Raw genomic sequence first — 25050 nt, forward strand, 5'->3', positions numbered from 1 at the left:
GTAGATACAAATAGAGACTAATAATCTCATTTTATACAAACATGCACTATAACACGACCTAAACTAGCACAATATACAACATTTTAAACGGAGTAAAAGACGTAAAAAAATACGAACGTAGTAAAAAGCGATAAAAAAGAATAAATTTTTGTCAGGCAAGGGGCTGTATATCTGGGATATATAGCTTTTTTATTTTTTCTTTTTTTAAGAACTCGTAATAAAGTCTTTTTGCTATTCCCACAGTTGAGCGATTCTGATTTTTCAAAATGTGTTTAAGCTATTTTTTTGTATATGTCAGTCTAAAAAAGGGAAGATTGTCATTTAATGCAATAAAGTTGACAAAAGAAAGCTAATGACATAAAATTAGTTTGCTAGCAAATTAAATAAGAGGTGAACGTGGAAAGTTATAAATTTATAGATCGACCTAACTACGAAAGAATAAAGGCGACGGCGGAAGAATTTTATCAAACCGATGAAAATTTAGCATTAGCTTTTTTAGATTTTCAATGGTCATATAGAGAGATGCAAAAACAGTATGATAATCTTTTGCAACGATTTTCATTAACCGAATCAAGATTTATTATTTTAATGTTTTTGAAAAGAGCGAAGGGTAATATGCTACTTCCATCAGAAATATCAGAAAAGCTTGGAGCTTCTCGCCCTACTGTTAGTAAGCTACTAAAAGCTATGGAAAAAAACAAGTTAGTTGAAAAAACTTCCTCAGTTATTGATAAAAGGTCAGTATATTTTAAAATTACGGATTATGGACTTGAGGTATTGGATAATTTTGTCCCTTCAAATTTTAGAGCAGTAGAAACAATTTTTAGCTTTTTAGAATCTGAAGACATATCTACTTTAACTAGACTACTTGAGAAATTAAATCAAGGCACAAATAAACTAAAAAAAGAAATGGAATAAATAAATGCAAACTGAAAAAATAGAATTTTTAAAAAATTACCTTAGTCTATATATTAACCATGATGTAATTATGGATTCGATGAATGATTCAGATTCTAAATATGTTATTTTAGATGTTCGTAATGCACCAAACCAAATCAAAAAAGACCAAATAAAAGGGGCATTAGCCATTCCTGCTAAAGACCTAAAAGCCCGTATTAATGAACTTGATCAAAATAAAGTATATGTTGTTTATGATTGGACTGCAGGAACAACCTTAGGAAAAGTGGCGCTATTCGCTCTTTTAAGTGCAGGATTTGAAGCTTTTGAGTTAAGTTGTGCTTTAGAGGGATGGAAAGGCATGAATTTACCAGTAGAAAACATTGAGCTATAACCTCTTAATTGATAAGCCCACAGTTTGGTAGCTGTGAGCTTTTTTCTTTTTTTATAATAAATAATTACATTCAATAAGTGTTTTTGGCTACCCACCAGAATCAAGCGAACTCATAATAAAAAAGTAAACTATTGTCAGGCAAGGGGCTGTATATCAACGATATACGGCTTTTAATTTTTGTTAAGTGTTACTCTCCTAATATTTAAATTTGTTATTAAAAAAGCATCATTATCGATGCATTTTTTAAGTAAAAATTTTATTGAAACTTATGATGTGATTTTAGCCAATTAAATAAATGATGTATCAAGGGTTGAACCACAAAAAAGAATAAAGGGATAGCTACAATAGCTGAGCGAGACCAATTTATTAAGTAACTTATGAAAAAGTGATTTTCAATGTAGTTATGTGTTAAATAAGTTGAAATAGCCATTATTATTGTGCTATTGAAAATGATGACAAGAAGTGGGAAACTGATATCTTTAGAAATATTAGATAACCACTGAGATTTATTATGAAGTAATCTAACAACTGGGACTGAAAATATTTTTTTTACAATATAAACTGCAATCAAAATAACAGGAAATATGAATAATTCCTTTTTTACACTATAGTTATAAATACCAAATCTCCAAAGCATATTATAATTTGACATAAAAAAAACCATTGTAGCCATAATTACTAAGCCAATAGTTTCCGGATGATGGATAACTTTTTTTAACACTTTATTTCCTCTATAAATATTTTTTGAATAATTATTTTAACTTTCTAACTAAATTATATACTAATAATACTAAGAAAACCAAAATTATGAATCAATACTTATATTACTTACCTAACCATTTGTTAAAAGTGTTCAATAATTAGTAGCTAAGTGTTCTAAATTACTCTAAAAATACGCAATAAAGGGAAGTGATTCTCCCCTTTTTGCCTACAACCGAGATTAAAATGACATTTTAGTGTTTTGCCCCCCTATATAAAAATTTTCAAAAATTGGTTTTTCACGCAAGACGAGATCTATATGTGTGATCTCCCTGTAAAAAGTTACGGGGATGGTTAATATAATTGATGAACAAAATATTTAATAATTTCTTCGTTTTCTGTTAACTGATTGTGCTGAGTATTTATTCCATCAAATATTTTCTCGTGGTAGCTGGAAACATTATTGTAAATTTTACTACTTGAAAGTGCACTAGTGAGAGGAACAACTCCATCGCAGTTATTCTTATATTTTCCTGCAATTGAGATCATTCTCAAGCGATGAGGGATTTTCCCTTTTTTATTTATCATACGACTTACCATATCCGTTTCGGTTAACGAAGAACTATTGAGATAAGGGTTGGCATTTGAATCAAGATAATTATATGGTGTCCTGTGACTAGTTCCATAACTAAACCCCTCCTAATTCAATATAAAGATAGTCTTCTTCAAATTCTTCAGGAGTTTTACCAGTGTATTTCATAAGTTGTCAAAAGCATCTGTCCATGCCAAAGTCTCTTTGATAATTACAACTGACGTCGATTAATCCTTCTTCTCCTGCTAAAATCTCCATATCATCAGGAAAACTCTTGATGACTTCTTTAAGTTCTTTTACTTTAATTTTGTCCTCTTTATAGCACTCATGTACAGTTAATAGTTTTCAGCGATGGCAGACCCAACCGTATTAAACACTTTATTTTTCACTTCTTGCGGTTCATTATCTTTGGTAATGCTTTGAGCTGTCTTTTCAGTTACTGACAAAACCTTAGCAAGGTCTTTTTTTGTCATTAACTTGTCAGCCTGACCTCGTAGCAAGGCTTTTTTCATTTCTGGTGTTAATAGTGGCATTTTTACCTTCTTTTTTTGTTTTAATGTTATTTTGTGCTTTAAGTGTTAAATGTTTGCGCTAAAACACTTTATAAAGTACAATGTAAGTATAATTAAAAGAGCAATAAACAACTTCATAAACTTAATTGGGAGCTAGTAAAAGTATATTTTTGCTTTTTGTATTAAATATCTTAACTGAAAACTATCGTACCTTTAAAAGTGCTGTTTGTCAATTTAAAAAACTTTTAAAGGTACTTTAGGTGTGAGAAACCTTAAAATGACTGTGTTTGATAGAATAAAAGAACTTGCCGATTCTCAAAAAGTTTCTTTAAAAAAAGTATCTTCTGATTTGAAATTTGGCGAAAATTACATTTACAATTTAAGATATTCAAAAACTCCTAACGCTGATAAACTTGCACTAATTGCCGATTATTTTAATGTCTCTGTAGATTATTTACTGGGACGAGACAAAAATTATAAATTTTTATTAAATGAAAGAGGATATGTATTTGATGAAATAAATAAACTAATCGCTAAAGAAAAATTAAATGATAATTTTGAATTAGTTCAAATGATTGGAATTGTTCAACTAATATTTAAAAATCTTTCAACTATTACAGAAACTGATAAAAGAAATTCTGAACTAAGTATATTCTATGTTTTATTAAATAGACTCATGGATCTCTCTTATACTATTAGCACCAAAAAAATAAACGGTAGAATCCAAACAAACTTCAGTTATTCAGAGTTAGTTGATTATCTAAATATAAATATTGGAGAAATAAATGGGCTTTTACAGGACTCTATAAGAAGTATAAAAGAAAAAAACTACAAAGAGATGAATGATGAAGATATTCACGATTAATATAGATATTTTATAGAGGATAATTTATTGTTATTTAAACTTTTACGGCTGTCATCACAACGCTTATGACGAGGCGCGTGCGTTGCTGTATGAAGTGTGCTGGTTTGAGTTAGTGGGGGAGGAATAATTATGAAAAAATATACTAAACGGGATCTAATAATATCAAAGAGATAGTAAATCTATCATAGTGAGAGATGATCTAAAGATAGTTTTGAAAGATGGTACTTATAAGACAGGGATTTCCATTAATGCTAATAATATATTTGGAAAGTTAATTTACCTTATTATGACTATTGCTATGGTTGTAATCTATTATTTGTTTATATTCAATACTTGATGTTTTAAAAACAAAAGCGCCTAGGCGCGTGAATTCGTAAATCTATGTGTTTCCAGTCACTAAAATCTGGTAAGGAGAAGCTTTGAAGAAAATTATTACTGTGGGTTGTATGGCTCTTGCTATATTTTCATTATCAAGTTGTTCAAGTACTACAGTTGCTCCGAATAGTTCAAAAACAGAAAAATCAACTGCAGGAAAAATGCAAGCTAAAAAGAAAAATACAACTCCAAAAATGAGGGAGAAGAAGAACGAATACTGGAAGCTTTCTTCTGAATTGAGAAGCTATCCAGACCTTACTAAATTCTCTAATATGTCTTTAGAGGTGAGTATTTCTAAAAATATAACCTATCTGAAGTCTAATAATAAAACTATATATACTTTTTATTCTTCGGCAGGCGTGGATAACACCACACCTACGGGCACTTTTGCAATACAAGCAGAAACTAGCCCTAGTTTCTATAATTCTGGAGAAGGGGAGGGAGCAAACTATGCTGTAAGTTGGTTAGAACACGGCGTTTATCTTTTCCATAGCATTCCTACTGATTCTAATGGGAACTATATCGTTTCTGAAGCTAAAAAGCTAGGGAAATCCCCTGCATCGCATGGATGTGTACGTTTATCAGTGTCTGATAGTAATTGGTTATATGAGCAGGCATTATCGGGTGCTCTTCCAGTAGGTACACCAGTAATTATCAACCAATAAAAAAAGAAGTGTTGAGTTTACTATATAAACATGCCCTAAATTTTAGGAATGCAAAATAAAAAGCGCCTGTGCGCGTGAATTTGTAAATCTATGTGCTTCCAGTCACTAAAAACTGGTAGGAGTAATTTATGAAAAAAAATAAAAAATGGTGGTTTTGGGTTTTGGCAGTATTGCTATTTCCTTTCTTTTGTCTATATGGGATTTATAGACTTTCTTTAAATTATAAACGTACTGGGCAGAAAGTTTGGCTCCTGGGAATTGTTCCTCTTGCTGTGGTTTCACTATTTGGTTTTAGCGTTTATGCTGGAGCATTAACCAGTTCTAACTCTGATAATAAATCTGACACTGCTTTATCTAGTTCATACTCAAGTTCCATATCTAAAAATAGCAGTAAGAACAATTCAACTTCTTCTAGTTCTGAAATAGATAAAGCAGTCGTTAGCTCATCAAATAGTTCAACTACAGCTAGTACTAATGATATTTTAGAAAAATTAAACGAATATACGAATGCTAAGTCTGCTGGTCCTACAAAAAATTATTATTGGGAAAATAGAACAGCAAGACTTTCAGGGTTTGAAGCAATAAAAGCAGGAGAATATAACTTTAATGCTGACGATAAAGGGCGTTCGGGAGTAGCACGCGCAGTATTAACATACTCACAATATGAAGCTTCAAAAGGGTCGAGACAAGGGCAGCCATTAGATCCTCCAGCTTGGCCGTCAAGTAACCCCAAAATTGCTATTACATTCTCACTGACAGAAAGAACTTACCACGGTTATTTGTATAATAGAAGTCATTCAATCGCTGATAGCATGCTAGGAGAGGGTTCTTATACATCTAAATATAATTTCACTACTGGTACACGTAGTCAAAATGTTGGAGCAAACCAAAATGGAGGAATGAGGTATGCAGAAGAATTAGCTGAGAATTTTTGGAAAGCTAATCCAAATACCAGTTCAACCATAGATTATCAGACAACTCCTGTTTATAATGCTAATGAAACTATTCCTCGTGGTTCAATTGTAGATATCAAGTCTTCAGATAATACTCTAAATATAGAAGTGATCGTTATTAATAGTGCAGAGGGATTAGAAATAGACTATACCTCTGGCACTCCTATTTCATCCACTAGTCAATCAGTACAGTCTGTAGCATCCGAGCCAAGTTCATCAGAAACAATACAAAAGGCTCCCGCAGTTACAGAACCCTCATCACAAGCAACAGCTAGTGAAAAATCGTATACAGCAAACGGTGAATGGTCCGTTGCGTCTCCTGGCATGGTGTTTGTTTCTGACAGCAATAAATACTATTCTTCAGTAACTAATCCAGCCAATTACCGATATATGACTCAAGCAGAGGCATCTAGTATTGCACAGCCAGCGACACGAGGTAATCAGTACGCTAGACCATAATGAGCTAAAAAACATTTCACACTTTAATTAAATTAATTTAAATTTTTAAGGCACAAAAATGAATAATGAAAGGAAACAATAATGATTACAACTAAAGAAATAAAAAGTCGTTTCGAAAGGACTTATGGTGGAGCGTTTCAAGGTATAGATATTATTACTGACAAGTTACTGGAGTTCAGTATATAGTTGCTACAAAAGGTTCTGAAGGTGGAGGAATGTACCCTTTAATAGATAAAGATGGTAAACCATCACTTATTGATGTAGAAAATCAAACTCCTTTCGATTAACCTTATGATAACATTTGTCAATTTCTAGCTTAGTTTTTATCTGTTTTTTGTATAACTCTATGCTTAAAAATGCTAATATTCAAATCTATATAGCAAGTTCCAAATTTTAGGAATGCAAAATAAACAAGCGCTGGAAGGAGTATGATTTTATGAAATCTATAAACATTTTGAAAGACAGTATTGGAAACTTTGAAATTCTTAACTATGAGGAACAAAACAGCGAGTACGAGGGCATGGTTATTCAACTTGCTAACAATAACAAAATTGTACGTTCTCGGTTAGCTAAGAAAACACCTAAGAAAGACGGATACTTTGTAGCATTTTGGGAAAAGGATAGCCAAAACGTTAATCATCCATTTTCAGAACTAGATAGTATAGAGGTGCTTGCGATTTTAATAAATGATGAAGATAAGCGAGGGATATTCTTAATTCCTAAAGAAGTCGCTGTGAAAAACAGGATTTTATCGAATGAAAATCAAAAAGGAAAAATGGCTATGAGGTTTTACCCGTCCTGGTGTAAGAATTTAAACTCTACTGCGCAAAAGACTCAAAGCTGGCAACTTAACTATTTCAAAGAGTACTGAAGCATGTATTTTTTAGGAACGCAAAATAAAAAGCGCTTGGGCGTGTGAAGGGGAAACGTATTTTAAATGAATAAAGAAGAAATAAAAAAATATAAGTCATTATTTTGGAGTTCTACAATAGGCTCGCTTATCTCTAGTGCTATTACAATCATCAGCTTTTTAATGATGAACCTTAAATTAGGTTTTATATTTATGTTTCTCACAGCTATTCTATTACTAACTAGCTACTTATCTGAGTTTACTTCGCTAAAGAAAGAATATAAAGATAATACTGTAAGTTTTTCTGTTCCATCAATAATAAAAAAAGGATATTCAGTAAATCCAAGTACTACTAAAGGAAAAATATCTTGGCTTACCAAATTTACGTTTCCAACAGTTTTAAGTTTGGCTTGTATTTTTGCATTGATTGTATTCTATTGGGATTAATATAACAAACAATTGATTATAAACATGATATTGTAAATCTATGTGTTTCCAGTCACTAAAAACTGGTAGGAGATGATTATGAAGTTTTTGTTATTCATTGATAAAGTTTATTCTAAGATAGTGATTTTTTTCTTACTACTTTCAATACCTTTTGCTATGGTATCTGTATATCTTTATATGAAATTACCAAATATTATACCTATTCAATGGGGAATAACGTTAATCCCTAGTAATTGGGGGAGCAAAGCAACTATTTTTATATTTCCAATAGTTTTATTGATTGTACCAACCTTCATGTCGAAAAAAACAATAAATTCACAAGAGAAATCAATAACTGGGAGAATGGCAACAGAAATAATAATGTTACTTGTACTTGCAGTCATATTAATTATGATGATAGGAGCCTATTATTTTTATTTTAAGATGATTTAAAACGTCTTACCAAGTTGATTCAATGCCAAAACTAGTCAACTTCTAGCTTAGTTTTATCTGCTTTTATTGATAAATTTATGTGTTTCCAGTCACTAAAAACTGGTAGGAGTAATTTATAAAAAAAATTGCGTTATTTAGTTTTGCTGTATTTTCTATCGTATCGATTTCGGCTTGTACAAAAAATTCAGATAACAAGTATGATTCAGTGATTTCAGATTTGAAGTCAGAACTTGCTGTTAAAAGTGATTCAAAACTTACTATTGGTAAGTATAAATGGATCTATAAAGTTGTGCATAATGTAACAAATGCAGATATGTCCAAAGGAGATATGATTGAGGTTTACCCTAAAAGTGAGAGAGATTCCGAAAAGTTATCAAACATAAATACTGATTCACAAATGAATGATATCTATGCACAGAGTAAAATAGTCACTTTACAAAAAATAGTTTCTAAAATTGCTAAAAAACTCCCTAATGACAACTCTGGGATTGAGCTGGGATATCAAAGTGAGCAAAAGAGTAAGGGGCTTATCCCAATTGCTAGTTCTGTAAAATCTATGGATATTATTCCAATACATGATTGACAATTTTTACGATCATAATTTCAAACAATTAACAAGTGGACTTTGATATTACCGTGTTTAGATATTTTCAAATTGGGTGTAACTGACACAAATGATCCTTGCATTTGGCCAAAACAGTATGTAAACATTTTTGTTCAAAACCTGCGTATGTCTGTATAACTATTGCTCAGAACAAGAGCGACAATTTTGGGTTTCCCTTTTTAATAAGTCCTACAATCCCAAATACTACTTACAATACTGTTTGTAGGTCAGTTAATGGTTGACATAACCACAAAGGAGGCTAAATATTGTCAAATTACTCATTAATAACTATCATCATATTTTTTATAGATATAATGATAATGCATAATATTTTTTACAGACTATTATTGAAAAAAATACTAAAGCCAAAGAAAAAAGTTATTTTAACTGGTGTATTATCTATCATTACTGGTTATATATCTACGATGTTAATAGCGATATCTCCCATTCTTATTTTTGAAACATCTAATAAAAATGAAGGGTTGATAAATTTACCTCTTACAATACTTGGTGTTTATGCAGTAAGTAACTTAACCTATTTATATTTAATAGCAATATTAATCTATTTAATATTTCTTTTCATAACTTTTCGGCCGAACAAACCAAACTTATAAGATATACTTATCTATTAGGTAAATCATTGCTAGTTTCACCTAGCCAAAATCTCATTACATTAAAGAAAGAAGTTGTGTGCTTTTCATGGATGCTAGAACCTTAACAGAATACTCCGGACTAATCGGGATAATAGGCGGAGGATTTACCAGTGTTACTAACCTTGCTCTATGGCATAGAATAACCTCTGCCTCTAATAACTCTCCCTCAACCGAAGCAAGTGTGCAAACAGTAGAATTTATGGCGCAAAGACATGCTCCATTACTTGTTGCAATAGCTATTATTAATATCACTATTGTTATTCTTTTATTAGTAATAGGGATATTATCTTTAAAAAAATATAATGCGTTAGAAAATGTACACAAATCTCCTCCTATAATATTTATTGTTGCCAGTGTTCTCTTTTTTATTCCTTTTATAGGAAAATTAATTAGTGGGACTCTAGCTATTATTGGAGGTGTGTTATTTTTATCGAATCTGAATAGATTGGAATAGTCACATAGCCCCAACAAAATACAAATATCATATCACGCGCGTGAAAAATGCTAAATTCGTGCAAACCTGAACCACATTAAAAGCTGATAGGAGTTTATTTATGGTAGAAAATCAAAAAACATCACAAATAAAATTAGATTTTTTAGATACACTTTATAATCTCATTCTCACTGAAGATATAACTGATGAGGAGCGTAGGGTGCTAACAAAAGCCAAAAATCTAGTGGAAAAAGGGGAGTATATTCCCAATGTCATCAGACGTATGCAGACAAATTTTACATTGGATGCCATAAATAGTAAATTATCTCCAAGTGTGAGTAAATTTTATAACACATTACCTAAAATTCTTGCTGAGATTTTACCAGCATTCCCAGGTACCGGTTCAAGTCTAGGAATTCCTCTCTAATTTATCTGTGTAATCTCTAATATAAAATATTTCTCAATCCTCGTACATGCCTTGCCTGACACTAGTACAAAATGGAAAGGAAGAAATAATATGAATATTAAAGAATATACAAAAAAAGACGGTACAAAAGTGTACCGCACAAACGTTTATTTGGGTGTGAATAGTCTAACTGGCAAGCAAGTACGAACAAGTGTAACTGCTAAAAGTCGTAAGATGTGTGAGACCAAAGCACACCAAGCTATTAATAACTTTATCAATAATGGGTCAACAATTGCAAGGAAAAAAGTCGTCTTTGATAACTTTAATTCTTTAGCTTTGAGTTGGTTTGAGAGCTATAAGCTGACGGTTATTTACGTAACTATATACTTCCTCCTCTTGGTTCATATAAGCTCTCTAAGATAACGCCAGTGTTATTTCAGGAACTTGTCAATAAATGGGCTCAGAATGCCAACACGGCTGAAATAGTAAACGGTAGACGTGAAAAAGGAAAATGTAAAGATTATAAACTACTTCTTAATTTCATAAAAAGGATTCTTGATTTTGGCATGCAACTAGGAGCAATTGAAGACAATCCAGCCACAAAGGTCTTTCCTCCAAAGCTAAAGACAAGGACAAGTAATAAAATCAAGTATTTTGATAACGTGGAATTAAAGCAATTTTTAACGTATCTTGATACATTAGAGCCAACTATCACCAATCAAAAAAACATAACCTTATATAAGCTACTTCTTACCACTGGGTTACGTGTTGGGGAGGCTTTGGCGCTCTCGTGGTCTGATATTAATTTTAGTGATAAGTCCGTCAGTATAACAAAAACATTGATTCAACAAAGCAACGTGATACAAGAAGGTACAAAGACAAAAGAAAGTAATCGGATATTGTTTTTAGATAGCGAGACAATCCAGCTCTTGAAAGTGTGGCAAAAAAACCAAAATGACGGAGCTATCTCTTTACATGATTCTTTGGTATTTCCCTATCATCAAAAAACTAGGACCTATGAATTAGAAAAACTAAAGTTAGTTAGTCACTTCAATCATGCTGGAGTTCCTAACATTGGCTTTCATGATTTCCGTCATACTCACGCCAGTTTGTTAATAAACAATGATGTAAACCCTAAAGAGATACAAAGACGATTAGGTCATGCGGATTATGCTATCACAATGAACACATATAGCCACCTTGCGAAAAGTAAAGAAAAAGAGACTGCCGAAAAATTCGGCAATATCTTAAAAGCATTATGACTTTTAGGGTCGAACGTAGTAAAAAGCGTAAAAAAATATATTGATAGTCAGCATAACCCTTATATACCAAGGATTAAAGCTCTATATTTTAACATAGTTCTATTCTAGCATAATCACTTTCATTCTTTTTATTCAAAAGTGTTCTTGTAATTTTTTTAAGTTAAACAAGATAATCATGTTATAATAATTTTAGTAGATGAAAGGAAGAAATTATGATTATCCGAGAACTTTGCCTTGAAAACTTTACCAAAATTCCTCAAGCCCTTCAAGCCGGCGTTGAGAGAATTGAACTTTGCGACAACCTCGACGTTGGAGGAACTACTCCTTCTTATGGTGTCATTGAAGAAGCTGCCAAATATGTTGCCGAAAGTAAGACAACTCTTGCTGTCATGATTCGTCCTCGCGGTGGTAATTTTGTTTATAATTCTCATGAACTTAAAATTATTGAAACTGACACCCTTAAAGCTGTTGAAGCTGGTGCCCAAAACATTGTATTTGGTGCCCTTACTCCTGACAATGAAATAGATACTGACGCACTTGAAACAGTGAGTATTGCCGCACAAGGGCTCCCAATCACTTTCCACATGGCTTTTGATGAAGTAGCTGATCAAGAAAAAGCAATTGACCAACTTGTCGAATTTGGCGTAGATAAAATTTTGACGCACGGTGGTCCACTTGACCAACCCTTAAATACTGACAAACTTAAAAGTATCATTGACTATGCTAAGGGAAAAATTAACATTATTATTGGTGGGGGTGTCAATGCTGAAAACTTTGAAAACCTCGCTCAATTAACCGGAACAAATTATGTTCATGGCACAAAAATTATCAAATTATAAATAAAAATTACTGATGGAATGTCCATCAGTAATTTTTATTTATTTTTAAGTCGGAATCTAACATAAAATTTTGTCAGTAAAAAGTTCGTAAGTAATATAATCAAACTCAAGAAAAATGGTCGAACAAAAATTAATGACAGAATCAATTCTACAATTGTCACAAACATCATCACTCTAAAAATAAGCACCCGTAAACCAGCCGTTTTAGCCGCTTTTTTCAGTGGATAAATTCTTGTTAAAAGTTGATAATCAAAAGCCGTTTGTAATGATAAAAGTTGAAAAATAAGCAAATAGTTAAATACAACCACCATAATAATGGCAACAATTCCATTATTAATAAAAATCATCGCTAAAATTGACAAAATAAGTAAACGAATCGTTAAACCAAGATAATCTCCTGAGCGTAAAAAACTTCTTGTAAATAGATACTCATAAGTTCTTTTTGTTTTCGTCAGTAGAAAATCAAGATATTTCCGACGATGACTGTGTGATTTAAGTCCCTTAACATTCGTAAACAGTGAAAATAATCTTAAAGTTCCTGTTTTTCGTCCTTCTTCTAAATCAATCAAGAAAGCCCAATCCAAAAGTCCACTTTTTTGAGAAGACCAAATTTTGTAAGCCAACCAAGCCGCTTTGATTGCGACAAGTAAGACGAACCAAAGGACTAAGAAAATAGGATTAAATCTTAATAATGGAGCAGCAATCAAAACCAAAAGTGCTGACACAATTGCTGGAATAATCAAAGAGCGGATTAAACATTTTACTAAATATGCCCGAACTTCCATTTCTTTTGTCAGTAAAAAAACTTTATCTGGACTTTCAATAAATGTTGCCAAACGTCCCACAATTTGACTAGCCAAACTGACCAAAATAACTAAAATAATTTTGCCCCATAAATTCAGCTGATGAATTTGTAGAAAGTTAATGTACTGAACCACCAAAGCTCCTAATAAAATCATCAGGAACAAAACAAAATGGTCATTAAAAACATAACGAAGATATTTTATATTTTGCTTATACCAAAGGTTACGTCGTTTTTTAAAAATTTCATTCATTTGACTTTCCTGCCTCTACAACTTCTTTAGAGTTTGGAATATTTCCTTTTGTTAAGGCAAGATAAATTTCATCTAAACTTGCCTTAGGCTGATTAAATTGAGTCCGTAATTCTTCTACTGTTCCAAAAGCAACAACTTGACCTTCATGCAAAACAATAAATTTATCACAGAATTTTTCAGCTGTGGACAAGATATGTGTACTCATTAAAATCGAACTTCCTGATTTTTTCATGTCAATCATCAAGTCAATCAAATCCTGAATCGCAAGAGGGTCAAGTCCCATAAAAGGTTCATCAACAATATAGAGCGAAGGTTCCACTAAGAATGCGCAGATAATCATCACTTTTTGTTTCATCCCTTTTGAAAAATTCACAGGGAACCAATCTAATTTATCACTCAAGCGGAAAGTTTCTAATAATTTTTCAGCACGTTCAAAAGCCAAGTCAACAGAAATCCCGTAAGCTAAAGCTGTCACTTCAATATGTTCACGCAAAGTCAATTCTTCATATAAACTTGGTGTTTCTGGAATGAAACCAATTTTTCTACGATAGCCTTCTAAATCTTGTTGTAAAGTTAAGCCGTCTAATTCAATTTGTCCAGAATAAGGAGTCAAAAGTCCAATAATTTCTTGAATTGTTGTCGATTTTCCTGCCCCATTTAAACCAATGAGTCCAATTAACTCACCTTCTTTAATTTCAAAATTAAGGTCTTTTAAGACAGGATGCCCCAAATAGCCACCTGTTAGATTTGTTACTTTTAACATACATTCCTCTTTTCAATCTTATTCTATATTTATTATTGAAGTCATTCTTAAAATACGTTGCGCATAGCTCGGATTATCATCATCCTCGGCGATAACTTCTTTTAAGTCATCAAGATTATCTGTAATAATTCCATCTACTCCATTGAACATCTGTTCTCTCATATCCGTTTCGTCATTGACTGTCCAAGCAAAAACCATCTGCTTTCTTGCCTGAGCTTTATCCACAAAACTACTATTGAGTGTTGTGGCCTCCATGGTATAGGCCGACATCTTAGTTTGTGGGAAAAGTAAGTTGAAGGGAAGGATGAAACTCACTTTAATGTTAGGATTAATTTTTTGTTCAATTAAAAGAGCATTGTAATCTAAAGAATGAATCATAGCCTTATCTTTTAAAAGACGTGCACCATATTTTTTACTAAAATTTTCAACCATCTTTGGAGAATCAAATGGAGATACTTTAATCTCAACCAGTAATTTTTGGTTAACTTTTTCAGCAGCCGCTAAATAATCATCAAAACTTGGGATTAAAGCCTTTTTCCCATTTTCCGAAACAACTGTATTCGTCAATTCTGCTAAGGTAAGTTTTTGTGGCGGAATATCAATTCCAGCTAAATCTTTTAAAGTTGGATCATGGAAAACAACAAATTGATGGTCTTTTGTTTCCTGAATATCCATTTCAACATAATCTGGTTTTGATTTAGCCGTAGCTTCCATGGCTGGAATTGTATTTTGCACCCCATTTTCTTCATCAACTCCCCGATGTGAAATGGTTAAAGGGACAGTATCCATAAATCCTTCAACATAAGTCCAGCTCACTAAAGCAAAAATTAAAACAGCTAAAGTAGAAAAAATTATTTTATATTTTCTTCTAACTTTCGGAGATTTTTTTACTACTTCTGAAATTTCAAAGGCTTCCAAGTCAGCTTCTCTTATCAAGTAACTAAAAAGCATGACCAAACTCAAGGTAGATATAATAGAGCTTCCTAACCAAATCAAATCCAGTATTGACACTGCTCCCACAAGAGCAAAAGAAGTTTTATCCAGATAATCTTGGGCAAAGTAGCCGCCCATAAAAAGAAGCCCCTGCATTATTATACTAAATAAACCGATAAGTCCAAAATAAACAGATAGTCTGAAAAAATTTCTAACTCCTTTTGTTCGTTTTAAACTTTCTTTTATTGCTACTTTCAATGATTGACCTTTTAAAATCATCAGTGGAAGAGTCAAAATTAAACGGGTACTAATCCAAAATGTTATAGCATAAAATAGGAACAAAATTAGCATATTTTGCCAACTTTTAAAGAAAAATTCAAATGTAAAAACAGGAATTTTAATTTTCGACAAAAGTGGCGTACTAAAAACATAACGTCCAAAAGGAATAATTAATAGAAAATAAAATACGAAAAAGACTAATTGTTGAATTCTGACATTCTGAAGATCCGAAATAACTTGCCTAAATAAACTTTTTAAACTAAAAGTTCTCGCCTGAATCAAACGAATTCCTTGAAACTGAACGATGAATTGCAGATAAACCAAAAAGATGAGCACAAATAAGACAACTACGAGCCCCAAAACTCCTAAGAAATGCTGCTGAAGCAAGTTGCCAAGATTATTATAAGAAACATAAGGAATTCCACTAACTCGCATAATAAGCTCAGAAATGGATTCTAAAAGTGGAATAATAACAAGTGTGATGACTATAGTTGCCCCAACAAAAATCGAAAGATATTCAAACCAAAACTTAGAAAACTCTCGCAAATATTTAAAAATCAAACCAAGTGGCCGATTAGCATTCTTTTTCTTCTTAGCTTTTTTTCTCACCATACTCCTAAACTCCCCCATACTTTCTCTAAACAGAAGAATAATTTTCATTACATTATATCAAATTTATAAAATAAAAAATGCTTAAATTTAAGTTATAATAAATAAAAGTTTTATTTATTATAACATATTTGAATTTCCCTTTTTCGGCAATTCCCTTACGATTTAGTAAGTTTCAGCATTATTACTGGGATTTTTAGCTTATTTATAATATAATCTAAGTATATTATAAGTTTTGACTTTGAGTAAAGAGTCATTATTACTACTGGAGGACCTATCAAATGGAAGATTGTATTTTTTGCAAAATTATCGCTGGTGAAATTCCTAGCACCAAAATTTATGAAGATGATGATGTTCTTGCCTTCCTTGATATCACTCAAACAACTAAAGGGCATACATTAGTGGTTCCCAAAAAACATTATCGCAACATTCTTTCAATGACCGCCGAACAATCAGCTGAACTTTTCAGCAAAGTCCCTTTTATTGCCAACAAAATTGTTAGTAATCTTCATGCTAAAGGGATGAACATTTTACAAAATAATGAAGAAATCGCTGGTCAAACTGTTTTCCATACTCATATTCACCTTATTCCTCGTTTTGATGAAAATGATGGTTTCGTTGGAAAATTCACTGCTCATGATTATGATTTAGCTGAAATTGCTAAAGAAATCAATGACCAATAAAAGGACATTACTATGATTGAATTATTTAAAGACTTAAAAAATATCATTGGCGAGTTGTCAGAAGAAGTCAACACGATGAAAATAAGGGTTGACCGCGTGCAAGAAGAAAGTATCAAAGCAGCACAAGTTGGTAAAGATATTCAAAAAAAGGTAGATGAATTTCAAATTTCTATTCAACCAAGAGTGGAAAAGATAAACGAGCTTATTAATCAAATAAATAAAAGGGTTGAATAATTTCAACCCTTTTATTTTTTTGATTTTTCTTGATGTTTATAAAACTGTCTCCCCCAAAAAATCCCCAATAATTGGGACAAGACAAAACTAACAACTATGACCAGCATTTTTTCGACATCATGATGTTGAATGTAGGTAAAGGTATGTTGTGAAAAATATAGAATACTAATGAATATAATATTAATAATATTCATTCCAATGATTCGCCAATGTCTTCCTTTGGTACTTTCCCAAAAACTGATAAAAAGAATGAGAATAGTAACGACCTCTAATCCAATCAGCGTCAGGTTCAGAACTTGAAAAAGATAGGCAATTGCAAAGATAATTGTTGTATAAGCCCATATAAATAATAACATACCTCATTCTAGCATGTTTTTTTATATTCTACAATAAATAAAAAAAAGAGAAAAATATTTTTCTCTTTTTTTAATATTATTAGAATGATGCTGAATCAACTTTAACACCAGGACCCATTGTAGTTGTAACAGAAAGGTTTGTGATGTAAGCTCCTTTAGATGCGGCAGGTTTAGCAGCTGCAATTACAGAGTTCAAAGCTTTAAAGTTTTCAACAAGTTTTTCTGTATCGAATGAAACTTTACCGATTGGAACATGAACGTTACCAGCTTTATCAGCACGGTAGTTAACTTTACCAGCTTTTGATTCTTCAACTGCTTTAGTTACATCCATAGTAACTGTACCAGTTTTAGGGTTTGGCATCAAGTTACGTGGTCCGAGGACACGTCCAAGACGTCCAACAACAGCCATCATATCAGGTGTTGCGATAACAACGTCGAAGTCCAACCATCCACCGTTGATTTTAGCAACGAGTTCATCAGAACCAACGAAGTCTGCACCAGCTGCTGTAGCTTCTTCAGCTTTCGCACCTTTAGCGAAAACGAGAACACGAGCAGTTTTACCAGTACCATTTGGCAATACCATTGCTCCACGGATTTGTTGGTCAGATTTTTTAACGTCGATGTTAAGGTTGTAAGCAACTTCTACAGTTGCATCAAATTTTGCAAATGAAGTTTCTTTTGCAAGTGCTACAGCTTCTTCTACGCTGTATAATTTAGTTGCGTCGATTTTTTCAATCGCTGCGCGCAATGCTTTACTTTTTTTAGCCATTTCTATTTTCTCCTTGTGGTAATATCGGTTGTCTGTCTTCCTTGTTGCATTTAAAAGTCCGCTCTATTGCGCTCAAAGGAAGATATTTTCTCGCTCAGCGCCGCTCAGATGAACTAATAGTATTTTTATAACAACAAGAGTAACAGCCTTCCACTAAATGTGTGGATTGCATGTGTGACTTTTTCTGAATTTACAATATGTAAATCTCGAAAATTTAGTCGAAGTACGAGGCGACAGGTTCCGAAGCCTACCTAAGTAGGTGAGGGTTCTGTCAACGAAGTAATTCGTCTAAATTTTTAGTCAGTAACAGTGAATCCCATAGATTTTGCAGTACCTTCAATCATTGACATTGCAGTTTCAACTGATGCCGCGTTAAGGTCAGGCATTTTAAGTTCTGCAATTTCTTTGATTTGTGCTTTTGTAACTGAAGCAACTTTTGTTTTGTTAGGTTCACCAGAACCTTTTTGAACGCCTGCTGCTTTTTTCAAAAGAACTGCTGCTGGAGGAGTTTTTGTGATGAATGTAAATGATTTGTCATCATAAACTGAGATAACAACTGGGATGATCATACCAGCTTGGTCAGCTGTACGAGCGTTGAATTCTTTTGTGAATCCCATGATGTTAACACCTGCTTGACCCAAAGCTGGTCCAACTGGTGGAGCTGGTGTTGCTTTACCGGCAGGGATTTGTAATTTAACGAGTTTTTCTACTTGTTTAGCCACGATAAATTCTCCTTATATTTTGTTTTTCGTGATGTGGTATGATGCTGTATTTTACAGCTTCCACGCCGTGCATGTGAAAATTCACATACCTGAGTATTCTATCAAAAAAAGGGTGCTCTGTCAAGCACTCTTTGCTTTATAAATCTTGTTTTCTGATAAGAGAGAGTCCGAGCAATCCAAAAGCAATTATTTCAACTACTGAGAAGATAATACCAATCAAACTCGTATTTGACATCATATTTTGACCATCAGCCAATCCTACATTTATTGAGCTAGTAAAAATGGTGAGGACGATCCCAATTCCCATTGCAATCCCTAAATAAACAAAAATCCCCCAGAATTTTCCTCGTGTCATAATCACAACGAAAAATAAAATAACAATAGAAGCTAAAGCACCAGCAAATGAATTTAGTAAGACCATCCAAACGCTGCTAAGTGAAAGAGAACGAGAGATCATACTCAAAAATTCACTTAATTGTCGGACATAGACGCCTAAAATTAGGAAAAAAGGAACAATCAAAATTGTAAATAAGGCTAGTAAAGTCGAAAGAATTGTTGAAATTAATTTGATAAAATAATAAGTCATTCGATTTACTCCAGAAGCAATCATTAGCCCTAACGCTTTATTACTATAATCAACTGATAATAGATGGAATGGATAAATAATTTGAAAGGCCCAAATTCCAAGTCCTAAAGCCAAAGTAAAGAAAATAGTTAAAGCTGCCAGAACTGCTGTCCCGGCACTATTCTGACTGTATCCAGAGACTGTTTTTCCAATGAGATTGATGATTAAAATTGAATCAATTAATGCTAAAATTGCCATAACTCCAATGACAATCAACCAGTTTTTATCTCGAAAATTTCTGTAAAACTCCATTTTAAAAATGTTTTTTGCGTTCATCAGTTACTCCCTTTTTTGATAAATTCAGCAAATTTTGATTCTTTTTTTATGCTATCAAAGTTTACCCCTTCTTCAACAGCATGACGAAATACAATTTGAAAATCTTCGGGACTGCTGTCGAATTTTACTGTATTTTCTTTAATTTCTACTTGAACACCAGCCTTTGTTAAAAAGCTTTCTAAGACTTGAACATTAGTCACGGAAACCGTGTAAGTCAGGACCTCTTGCTGATTTTTCAAATCAAAAGTAGCTATGAAATTTCCATTAGCCAGAAGAAAAACTTTATCGCAGATTGTTTCAATATCTTCTTGAACATGGCTAGAAATCAGAATCAAACGTCCTCTTCTTTTGAGTTCAAGCAAATAATCTCTAAACCACGCAACAGATTTTGCATCAATTCCTCGAAAAGGCTCGTCGAAAATTAAAATTTCCGCATCATTCATAACCGATATGAGTAGAATTAACTTTTTCTTCATTCCAAGTGAATAAGTGGCGACTTTTTTTGATAACATTTCGGGAGTTAAGTCTAGTTTTTTAGCTAAACCAAGTGCTTTGTTCTCATCAAACTCGCCTCGCAAACCCCCAAAATAGTGTAAATTGAATAAACCTGTGTAACTCTTGTAAAGTTCCATATCATCAAGCATGATACCAACTTTTGTGAGCAATCTTGGATTTTCTTTGATTTCTTGACCATCTAGTTGAATATGGCCCTCATAATTTGTAATAATATTGGTCAATGTCTTGAAAAAAGTTGTTTTACCAACACCATTATTGCCAACAATTCCATAAATCTGCCCGGACTCAAAGACCCCTTCATTAATAGACAAAATCTGTCTAGACTGATATGAGAATTTAAGTTCTTCTACTTTAATTTGCATAAATCTCTCCTTTGTGCCCATTATATCATTTTATTATTTTTTGTTAAGAAGAATTTATGGTAATCATTAAGCTTCTAGATAACTTTCCCAAATATTATCAAACAGGGTAAGATTAAAGTAAAATGGAGCTTGGGTTTCTAAATAAGTCGAAATTTCATCGAAATCTTTAGACTGTTTTGGAAAAAGCGGGTCTTGAAAAACCAAATTTGCAAGACGAGTTGCATCATCTTTTTCTACTGGTGCGCGATGGCGCATAAGGTAATTATAAAAAGTCATTTTCTCTTTCTATTATCATTAAATCGGAAAATTATTATTTTTCCCATTGTTTTTCCAAAAAATCATGACGAATTTTACTTGATTGGGCATAATCTTCTGGATTTTTTTTGTAAAATCCTTGATGGTAGTCTTCTGCTGGCCAGAATTTTTGAACGGCTTCAATACTTGTCACAATAGGTGAATCAAAATTTCCGCTGGCTTGCAATTGCGCTTTGCTTTCTTTGGCAATTTTTTCTTGTTCTTCGTTTTCAACAAAAATGACTGGACGATAGTTATCTCCACGGTCTTCAAATTGACCAAAAGCATCTGTTGGGTCCGTGAGTGTCCAATAAAGTTCAACAAGACTTTGATAGGTAATTTTACTATTATCAAAAATAATTTCTACTGCTTCTGTATGACCAGTCAGGTGTTTTTTTACTTGTTCGTAAGTTGGATTTTCAACATTTCCACCTGTATAGCCACTTATCACAGATAAGATTCCTTCTCGTTCTTCAAAAGGTTGAACCATACACCAAAAACATCCACCTGCAAATATTGCTCTTTCTGTTGCCATTATTTCTCCTTCACTTTGTTTGTCTTGTGAAATATTATAGCATAGCTCAAAAAAAAGTAGCCAATTAAGCTACTTTTTTACTGACAGAAATTTTTATAAGTCATAAGACTGACAGAATTTACTGACGAATGCTTTTAAATTAAGCTTGGTATTTCCAAAGAAGCTGTCAGTAAATTATTCTCCGATTAATTCTGTTCCCTCTGGACTTTGTTTGATTTTTTTAGCCTTCATCAAACCACCAAGCGCTTTTTTGAATTGTCCTTTTGAGATTCCAAAAGTTGCTTTAATTTCATCTGGATTTGATTTGTCATTAAATGCCATTTTCCCGCCCATTGATTGAAGATAAGCTAAAATCATTTGGCTATCAGCATCAAGCATTTCATAAGCACGTGGTTTTGCTGACAGATTTAGACTACGGTCTTCTTTTCTAAAACCAATAACACGAACTTGAAGTTCTTGACCGACACGTGGAACTGAGAAACGTTCATTTGGATGAATAAATCCTAGCATATTGTTGTCAGGCAAATAAACAAATGTTCCTGATTCTTTGTTTCGATAAACAATTGCTCGTAAATCTTGGTTTTGCATGTTGTCATAACCAGGACCTGCAAGATTCCAGAAATCTTCATGCCATGCTAAATGACCCCAAATTCGCTCTTTTCTGTCAATAATTAATTTCACATAAAGTTGGTCACCAACTTTTGGCCATTGGTCTTTTTCGAGTGGCAAATCATCAAGAGAGACGACCACATCTTTTCCTGGTAAACCTGTGTCAACAAAGGCACCAAGGTCCTTACGAACAGCTGTTACCGTTCCCCAACCATAATGCTCATTTGTTGCTTTTTGTTCCAAAGTCGTCAAACGACGATGGTCATCTTTATCCACATAAACAAAACCAGTCACCACATCGCCAACTGTATGTTCACCTTCTGTTTTATCTAAACGTAATAAATCTTCTCCCTTTTGGAGAAAATAGAAACGTTCACTTTCTTCCACGATTATCGCGGAGATTGTTTGTCCAATAATACTCATTTGTACCTCTTTATAAAATGTGATTGAGAGACTATTTGTCTCTGTTTAATTGATATTTCCTTCGTAAATCCATGATTTTTCACCCCAAGGATGATAGCCGTCAGCTAGATAATGAAAATCAAAGCGCTCATAGAAATCAGCAAAATCCGTTGCAAGATAAAGTTTATCAAAATCAAAAGTTCTGCAATCTTCTTTTACTGCTTCAATCACCAGACCGGCAAGCCCTTGCTTTCGAAATTTTTCTTCAACATAAAGTGCACAAAGCCAAGGATATAAGTCCATTCGACTAATAAAATCATTGCTAATCAGTCCACAACCCGCAATAATTTTTCCTTCATCAACAATCAGATACCACTGAGGAATCTTTTTGTCACTCTCTAAACTATGCTTCAAACAGTCGTCATATACAGGGTTACTGTCTGTATTTCCCCATTTTTCCTGAAAAAATCGAATTGCTTCTTTGAGATAAGACGGTTGCTCTCTAAGTTTGATTAGTTCTCTCAAATTTATCCATCCTGACAGCTTTTTGATGTAAAAACGGCTCAATGGAGCCGTTAATGCTTTTACAGATTACTTTATTTGTTAGATTGTTCTACTTAGATATCCAACAATTCTTTTTCTTTAATTGATGCAAGACGGTCTGCTTCTTTAACCGCGTCATCAGTCACTTTTTGAATATTATTTTCAAGATCTTTAAGATCATCTTCAGTGATTTCTTTTGCTTTTTCTGATTTCTTAGCAGTGTCCATTGCATCACGACGGATATTACGGATTGCTACTTTTGCTGATTCAATATATTTACCCATTTCTTTGACAAGTTCGCGACGACGTTCTTCTGTCAACATTGGGATAACTAAACGAATCACAGAACCATCATTTGCTGGTGTAATTCCAAGATCTGATTCATACAATGCTTTTTCAATATCTTTCAAGATTGATTTATCAAAAGGAGTAACCATCAATACGCGTGCTTCTGGAATTGTGATTGACGCTAATTGATTGAGTGGTGTTGGTGCGCCGTAGTAAACAACTTGAACACGGTCAAGAAGACTTGCGTTGGCACGACCAGCTCGGATATGTCCTAAATCACGTTGTAAACTTCCTAATGATTGTTTCATCCGGTCTTGAGCTGTTGTAACAATTTCGTTTGCCATTTTATTTCCTTTTTCTACTTTTAATTCTTCTATTTATTTTACTGACAGAAACTTTGTCAGAGATAAGCGTTAGTATTTTAATGATTACAGTTATGCTAGTATTTCCATCAGTAATTTTTTAATGAATAAATTTACTGACAGCTTTTTTTGTAAGTAAATCTTATTCAACCGTTGTTCCGATTTCTTCACCACGAACGACACGTGTAATATTTCCAGCTTCATTCATGTTGAAAACAACAAGTGGAATATGATTATCCATTGACATTGTTGAAGCCGTACTGTCCATTACTTGCAAGCCTTTGGTAATAACATCCATATGTGTCAAATGTTCAAATTTAATAGCATCAGCAACTAATTTAGGGTCAGCATTATAAACACCATCAACACCATTTTTAGCCATTAAAATGACATCAGCATTAATTTCCGCAGCACGTAATGCAGAGGTTGTATCAGTTGAAAAGTAAGGCGAACCAGTTCCCCCAGCAAAAATGACAACACGTCCCTTTTCTAAATGGCGTTCAGCACGACGACGAATATAAGGTTCAGCAACAGCTTTCATCTCAATGGCTGTCATCACTCGTGTGTCAACCCCAATATTTTCAAGAGCACTTTGAATGAACAACCCATTTTGAATTGTTGCAAGCATTCCCATGTAATCTGCCTGAGCACGTTCCATTCCGGCTTTCTCACCAGTAACTCCACGCCAAACATTACCACCACCGCAAACAATCGCAAGTTCTGCGCCCAAATCATGGACTTCTTTGAGTTCTTCAGCGACAGCTTTTGCTGTTTCAGGGTCAAATCCGAAACCTTTTTCGCCTGAGAGGGCCTCTCCCGAAAGTTTTAACAGTACGCGTTTATATTTAATTTCAGCCATATTGCACCTATTCTATTATATTTTCTCTATTTTACCATAAAATGCTCACGAAAAAAAGACTAATCAAAGCCTTTTTAGAAACTATCATGATGTCAATAAACCCAGATGTCCCAACAACTGAATAAGTAAATAAATCACAAAAAGAATCCCCGCAATCCAAAAGATTAAATTAAGACTTTTAAAACCTTGCCAAATTGGGTGCTTGATTTCTTCTAACTCTTTCAATTTTTCCGGGTCCAGACTGTCAACATGTTTAAGACTGTGTTTCCAAAGAATTTCAGCAGGAATCACCGATTTATTAAGTAACAAATCTCCATTAGGTTCAATCTTAATCTCATTTCCAATCCATGAAACCATTCCCCCAAGAAACAAGTTTGCGCCATATGTCTTTTTTAACTTACTCACATCAAAAGGATTCATGAGCAAATCAATTTGCTCATGAACAGGATAATATCGAACTTGTCCATTATCAAATTCCAAACGTAAACGCACTCCTGGCAACATTTCAGCTTTTGTAACTTTTGGTAAATCCTCCATAACCTTCCCTCCATTCACCCTAATTATAGCGCTTTCTTTTATAGAAGACAAACCATTTGTCAAAACTTTACTGACAGCTTTTTCATAAGTAAAAAAATTTAC

32 protein-coding genes and 2 pseudogenes are annotated in these 25050 nt (G+C 33.2%); 16 read left to right on the top strand and 18 right to left on the bottom strand.

What is annotated here, in order from left to right; genetic code table 11:
- Positions 1 to 396: 396 nt before the first annotated feature.
- Both ACRYLU_RS10170 and ACRYLU_RS10175 read left to right on the top strand, forming a co-directional pair.
- Positions 397 to 918 carry a MarR family winged helix-turn-helix transcriptional regulator gene (locus tag ACRYLU_RS10170; RefSeq protein WP_038602184.1) on the top strand — a complete coding sequence of 174 codons (522 nt, stop codon included), beginning with the start codon at positions 397 to 399 and terminating at the stop codon, positions 916 to 918.
- A 4-nt stretch (positions 919 to 922) separates the two neighbouring features.
- Positions 923 to 1291, top strand: coding sequence for a rhodanese-like domain-containing protein (locus tag ACRYLU_RS10175; protein WP_038602187.1), 369 nt, complete (start codon positions 923 to 925; stop codon positions 1289 to 1291).
- Between the two features lie 256 nt (positions 1292 to 1547).
- Here ACRYLU_RS10175 and ACRYLU_RS10180 read toward each other — a convergent pair whose 3' ends face one another.
- The 3 genes and pseudogenes from ACRYLU_RS10180 to ACRYLU_RS10190 all read right to left on the bottom strand — a co-directional run bounded on the left by ACRYLU_RS10180 (position 1548) and on the right by ACRYLU_RS10190 (position 3115).
- A complete protein-coding gene (locus ACRYLU_RS10180) occupies positions 1548 to 2012 on the bottom strand; it encodes a hypothetical protein (protein ID WP_058205019.1) in 465 nt (154 codons plus the stop codon).
- Between the two features lie 332 nt (positions 2013 to 2344).
- Positions 2345 to 2644 (bottom strand): annotated as a pseudogene (locus ACRYLU_RS10185) (alpha/beta hydrolase); the annotation flags it as partial.
- Positions 2645 to 2917: 273 nt separating this feature from the next.
- A complete protein-coding gene (locus tag ACRYLU_RS10190) occupies positions 2918 to 3115 on the bottom strand; it encodes a hypothetical protein (protein WP_445080957.1) in 198 nt (65 codons plus the stop codon).
- A 256-nt stretch (positions 3116 to 3371) separates the two neighbouring features.
- On the opposite strand from ACRYLU_RS10190, the gene ACRYLU_RS10195 reads away from it, so the two are divergent.
- The 12 genes and pseudogenes from ACRYLU_RS10195 (at position 3372) to ACRYLU_RS10250 (ending at position 12337) form a co-directional block, all read left to right on the top strand.
- Positions 3372 to 3959, top strand: a complete 588-nt coding sequence (locus tag ACRYLU_RS10195) for a helix-turn-helix domain-containing protein (RefSeq protein WP_179884646.1) — start codon at positions 3372 to 3374, stop codon at positions 3957 to 3959.
- Between the two features lie 419 nt (positions 3960 to 4378).
- Positions 4379 to 4999 (top strand): L,D-transpeptidase, encoded by a 621-nt coding sequence (locus tag ACRYLU_RS10200; RefSeq protein WP_229049602.1) that lies wholly within the window; start codon positions 4379 to 4381, stop codon positions 4997 to 4999.
- A 128-nt stretch (positions 5000 to 5127) separates the two neighbouring features.
- Entirely contained in the window at positions 5128 to 6411 is a 1284-nt protein-coding gene (locus ACRYLU_RS10205) for a DNA/RNA non-specific endonuclease (RefSeq protein ID WP_445080958.1), read from the top strand.
- Positions 6412 to 6593: 182 nt separating this feature from the next.
- On the top strand, positions 6594 to 6698 hold the full coding sequence (locus ACRYLU_RS10210; protein WP_236253350.1) for a hypothetical protein: 105 nt from the start codon (positions 6594 to 6596) through the stop codon (positions 6696 to 6698).
- Positions 6699 to 6847: 149 nt separating this feature from the next.
- On the top strand, positions 6848 to 7282 hold the full coding sequence (locus tag ACRYLU_RS10215; RefSeq protein ID WP_038602195.1) for a MepB family protein: 435 nt from the start codon (positions 6848 to 6850) through the stop codon (positions 7280 to 7282).
- A gap of 66 nt (positions 7283 to 7348) precedes the next feature.
- Positions 7349 to 7708: a hypothetical protein gene (locus tag ACRYLU_RS10220; RefSeq protein WP_058205021.1), complete on the top strand. Its 360-nt coding sequence runs from the start codon at positions 7349 to 7351 to the stop codon at positions 7706 to 7708.
- 78 nt (positions 7709 to 7786) lie between these two features.
- Entirely contained in the window at positions 7787 to 8140 is a 354-nt protein-coding gene (locus ACRYLU_RS10225; protein WP_038602201.1) for a DUF1648 domain-containing protein, read from the top strand.
- A 205-nt stretch (positions 8141 to 8345) separates the two neighbouring features.
- Positions 8346 to 8723, top strand: a complete 378-nt coding sequence (locus ACRYLU_RS10230; RefSeq protein ID WP_445080959.1) for a hypothetical protein — start codon at positions 8346 to 8348, stop codon at positions 8721 to 8723.
- A 720-nt stretch (positions 8724 to 9443) separates the two neighbouring features.
- Positions 9444 to 9851 carry a hypothetical protein gene (locus ACRYLU_RS10235; protein WP_058205024.1) on the top strand — a complete coding sequence of 136 codons (408 nt, stop codon included), beginning with the start codon at positions 9444 to 9446 and terminating at the stop codon, positions 9849 to 9851.
- 100 nt (positions 9852 to 9951) lie between these two features.
- Positions 9952 to 10257 (top strand): bacteriocin immunity protein, encoded by a 306-nt coding sequence (locus ACRYLU_RS10240; protein WP_445080960.1) that lies wholly within the window; start codon positions 9952 to 9954, stop codon positions 10255 to 10257.
- A gap of 90 nt (positions 10258 to 10347) precedes the next feature.
- Positions 10348 to 11498, top strand: a pseudogene (locus tag ACRYLU_RS10245) (tyrosine-type recombinase/integrase).
- Positions 11499 to 11710: 212 nt separating this feature from the next.
- On the top strand, positions 11711 to 12337 hold the full coding sequence (locus tag ACRYLU_RS10250) for a copper homeostasis protein CutC (RefSeq protein ID WP_146978268.1): 627 nt from the start codon (positions 11711 to 11713) through the stop codon (positions 12335 to 12337).
- Between the two features lie 35 nt (positions 12338 to 12372).
- Here ACRYLU_RS10250 and ACRYLU_RS10255 read toward each other — a convergent pair whose 3' ends face one another.
- From ACRYLU_RS10255 to ACRYLU_RS10265, 3 genes are read right to left on the bottom strand one after another with little or no spacing between them, the layout of a single operon-like run.
- Positions 12373 to 13392, bottom strand: a complete 1020-nt coding sequence (locus ACRYLU_RS10255; RefSeq protein ID WP_098394185.1) for an ABC transporter permease — start codon at positions 13390 to 13392, stop codon at positions 12373 to 12375.
- Positions 13385 to 14155, bottom strand: coding sequence for an ABC transporter ATP-binding protein (locus ACRYLU_RS10260; RefSeq protein WP_445080961.1), 771 nt, complete (start codon positions 14153 to 14155; stop codon positions 13385 to 13387). The genes ACRYLU_RS10255 and ACRYLU_RS10260 overlap by 8 nt, the downstream gene beginning before the upstream one ends.
- Before the next feature lie 18 nt (positions 14156 to 14173).
- The gene (locus ACRYLU_RS10265; protein ID WP_445080962.1) at positions 14174 to 15979 is read right to left on the bottom strand and encodes a glycerophosphoryl diester phosphodiesterase membrane domain-containing protein; all 1806 of its coding nucleotides are present in this window, start codon (positions 15977 to 15979) and stop codon (positions 14174 to 14176) included.
- A gap of 278 nt (positions 15980 to 16257) precedes the next feature.
- On the opposite strand from ACRYLU_RS10265, the gene ACRYLU_RS10270 reads away from it, so the two are divergent.
- Together ACRYLU_RS10270 and ACRYLU_RS10275 are read left to right on the top strand one after the other, a co-directional pair.
- On the top strand, positions 16258 to 16659 hold the full coding sequence (locus tag ACRYLU_RS10270) for an HIT family protein (RefSeq protein ID WP_278228121.1): 402 nt from the start codon (positions 16258 to 16260) through the stop codon (positions 16657 to 16659).
- Between the two features lie 12 nt (positions 16660 to 16671).
- On the top strand, positions 16672 to 16893 hold the full coding sequence (locus ACRYLU_RS10275) for a hypothetical protein (RefSeq protein WP_021721766.1): 222 nt from the start codon (positions 16672 to 16674) through the stop codon (positions 16891 to 16893).
- An 11-nt stretch (positions 16894 to 16904) separates the two neighbouring features.
- On the opposite strand, the gene ACRYLU_RS10280 is transcribed toward ACRYLU_RS10275, so the two are convergent.
- The 12 genes from ACRYLU_RS10280 to ACRYLU_RS10335 all read right to left on the bottom strand — a co-directional run bounded on the left by ACRYLU_RS10280 (position 16905) and on the right by ACRYLU_RS10335 (position 24948).
- Positions 16905 to 17249: a hypothetical protein gene (locus ACRYLU_RS10280; protein ID WP_015427109.1), complete on the bottom strand. Its 345-nt coding sequence runs from the start codon at positions 17247 to 17249 to the stop codon at positions 16905 to 16907.
- 79 nt (positions 17250 to 17328) lie between these two features.
- Positions 17329 to 18018 (bottom strand): 50S ribosomal protein L1, encoded by a 690-nt coding sequence (gene rplA / locus ACRYLU_RS10285; protein ID WP_004254644.1) that lies wholly within the window; start codon positions 18016 to 18018, stop codon positions 17329 to 17331.
- Between the two features lie 296 nt (positions 18019 to 18314).
- A complete protein-coding gene (gene rplK / locus ACRYLU_RS10290; RefSeq protein WP_011677074.1) occupies positions 18315 to 18740 on the bottom strand; it encodes a 50S ribosomal protein L11 in 426 nt (141 codons plus the stop codon).
- 136 nt (positions 18741 to 18876) lie between these two features.
- Positions 18877 to 19641: an ABC transporter permease gene (locus tag ACRYLU_RS10295; protein WP_278228120.1), complete on the bottom strand. Its 765-nt coding sequence runs from the start codon at positions 19639 to 19641 to the stop codon at positions 18877 to 18879.
- Entirely contained in the window at positions 19641 to 20519 is an 879-nt protein-coding gene (locus ACRYLU_RS10300; protein ID WP_278228119.1) for an ATP-binding cassette domain-containing protein, read from the bottom strand. Before ACRYLU_RS10300 ends, ACRYLU_RS10295 begins: the two co-directional genes overlap by 1 nt.
- A gap of 66 nt (positions 20520 to 20585) precedes the next feature.
- Positions 20586 to 20795, bottom strand: coding sequence for a YozE family protein (locus ACRYLU_RS10305; protein ID WP_010906259.1), 210 nt, complete (start codon positions 20793 to 20795; stop codon positions 20586 to 20588).
- 34 nt (positions 20796 to 20829) lie between these two features.
- A complete protein-coding gene (gene msrA / locus ACRYLU_RS10310) occupies positions 20830 to 21348 on the bottom strand; it encodes a peptide-methionine (S)-S-oxide reductase MsrA (protein WP_012898514.1) in 519 nt (172 codons plus the stop codon).
- A gap of 174 nt (positions 21349 to 21522) precedes the next feature.
- Positions 21523 to 22380 carry a CvfB family protein gene (locus ACRYLU_RS10315; protein WP_010906261.1) on the bottom strand — a complete coding sequence of 286 codons (858 nt, stop codon included), beginning with the start codon at positions 22378 to 22380 and terminating at the stop codon, positions 21523 to 21525.
- Positions 22381 to 22425: 45 nt separating this feature from the next.
- Positions 22426 to 22884, bottom strand: a complete 459-nt coding sequence (locus ACRYLU_RS10320; RefSeq protein ID WP_445080963.1) for a GNAT family N-acetyltransferase — start codon at positions 22882 to 22884, stop codon at positions 22426 to 22428.
- A gap of 92 nt (positions 22885 to 22976) precedes the next feature.
- Positions 22977 to 23534: a ribosome recycling factor gene (frr, locus tag ACRYLU_RS10325; RefSeq protein ID WP_004254618.1), complete on the bottom strand. Its 558-nt coding sequence runs from the start codon at positions 23532 to 23534 to the stop codon at positions 22977 to 22979.
- Positions 23535 to 23694: 160 nt separating this feature from the next.
- Positions 23695 to 24411, bottom strand: coding sequence for a UMP kinase (gene pyrH / locus ACRYLU_RS10330; protein ID WP_004254608.1), 717 nt, complete (start codon positions 24409 to 24411; stop codon positions 23695 to 23697).
- A gap of 84 nt (positions 24412 to 24495) precedes the next feature.
- Positions 24496 to 24948, bottom strand: a complete 453-nt coding sequence (locus ACRYLU_RS10335; protein WP_012898517.1) for a hypothetical protein — start codon at positions 24946 to 24948, stop codon at positions 24496 to 24498.
- Positions 24949 to 25050 lie beyond the last annotated feature (102 nt).

Source organism: Lactococcus sp. KTH0-1S, from assembly GCF_052544945.1.

Coding starts and splice junctions, on each gene's coding strand:
- ACRYLU_RS10220 (WP_058205021.1), top strand. CDS start 7,349: ATGAATAAAGAAGAAATAAAAAAATATAAGTCATTATTTTGGAGTTCT.
- ACRYLU_RS10270 (WP_278228121.1), top strand. CDS start 16,258: ATGGAAGATTGTATTTTTTGCAAAATTATCGCTGGTGAAATTCCTAGC.
- ACRYLU_RS10295 (WP_278228120.1), bottom strand. CDS start 19,641: ATGAACGCAAAAAACATTTTTAAAATGGAGTTTTACAGAAATTTTCGA.
- ACRYLU_RS10280 (WP_015427109.1), bottom strand. CDS start 17,249: ATGTTATTATTTATATGGGCTTATACAACAATTATCTTTGCAATTGCC.
- ACRYLU_RS10305 (WP_010906259.1), bottom strand. CDS start 20,795: ATGACTTTTTATAATTACCTTATGCGCCATCGCGCACCAGTAGAAAAA.
- ACRYLU_RS10240 (WP_445080960.1), top strand. CDS start 9,952: ATGGTAGAAAATCAAAAAACATCACAAATAAAATTAGATTTTTTAGAT.
- msrA (WP_012898514.1), bottom strand. CDS start 21,348: ATGGCAACAGAAAGAGCAATATTTGCAGGTGGATGTTTTTGGTGTATG.
- ACRYLU_RS10225 (WP_038602201.1), top strand. CDS start 7,787: ATGAAGTTTTTGTTATTCATTGATAAAGTTTATTCTAAGATAGTGATT.
- frr (WP_004254618.1), bottom strand. CDS start 23,534: ATGGCAAACGAAATTGTTACAACAGCTCAAGACCGGATGAAACAATCA.
- ACRYLU_RS10195 (WP_179884646.1), top strand. CDS start 3,372: ATGACTGTGTTTGATAGAATAAAAGAACTTGCCGATTCTCAAAAAGTT.
- ACRYLU_RS10205 (WP_445080958.1), top strand. CDS start 5,128: ATGAAAAAAAATAAAAAATGGTGGTTTTGGGTTTTGGCAGTATTGCTA.
- ACRYLU_RS10260 (WP_445080961.1), bottom strand. CDS start 14,155: ATGTTAAAAGTAACAAATCTAACAGGTGGCTATTTGGGGCATCCTGTC.
- pyrH (WP_004254608.1), bottom strand. CDS start 24,411: ATGGCTGAAATTAAATATAAACGCGTACTGTTAAAACTTTCGGGAGAG.
- ACRYLU_RS10175 (WP_038602187.1), top strand. CDS start 923: ATGCAAACTGAAAAAATAGAATTTTTAAAAAATTACCTTAGTCTATAT.
- ACRYLU_RS10265 (WP_445080962.1), bottom strand. CDS start 15,979: ATGGTGAGAAAAAAAGCTAAGAAGAAAAAGAATGCTAATCGGCCACTT.
- ACRYLU_RS10315 (WP_010906261.1), bottom strand. CDS start 22,380: ATGAGTATTATTGGACAAACAATCTCCGCGATAATCGTGGAAGAAAGT.
- ACRYLU_RS10190 (WP_445080957.1), bottom strand. CDS start 3,115: ATGCCACTATTAACACCAGAAATGAAAAAAGCCTTGCTACGAGGTCAG.
- ACRYLU_RS10235 (WP_058205024.1), top strand. CDS start 9,444: ATGGATGCTAGAACCTTAACAGAATACTCCGGACTAATCGGGATAATA.
- ACRYLU_RS10275 (WP_021721766.1), top strand. CDS start 16,672: ATGATTGAATTATTTAAAGACTTAAAAAATATCATTGGCGAGTTGTCA.
- ACRYLU_RS10255 (WP_098394185.1), bottom strand. CDS start 13,392: ATGAATGAAATTTTTAAAAAACGACGTAACCTTTGGTATAAGCAAAAT.
- ACRYLU_RS10300 (WP_278228119.1), bottom strand. CDS start 20,519: ATGCAAATTAAAGTAGAAGAACTTAAATTCTCATATCAGTCTAGACAG.
- ACRYLU_RS10215 (WP_038602195.1), top strand. CDS start 6,848: ATGAAATCTATAAACATTTTGAAAGACAGTATTGGAAACTTTGAAATT.
- rplA (WP_004254644.1), bottom strand. CDS start 18,018: ATGGCTAAAAAAAGTAAAGCATTGCGCGCAGCGATTGAAAAAATCGAC.
- ACRYLU_RS10335 (WP_012898517.1), bottom strand. CDS start 24,948: ATGGAGGATTTACCAAAAGTTACAAAAGCTGAAATGTTGCCAGGAGTG.
- ACRYLU_RS10250 (WP_146978268.1), top strand. CDS start 11,711: ATGATTATCCGAGAACTTTGCCTTGAAAACTTTACCAAAATTCCTCAA.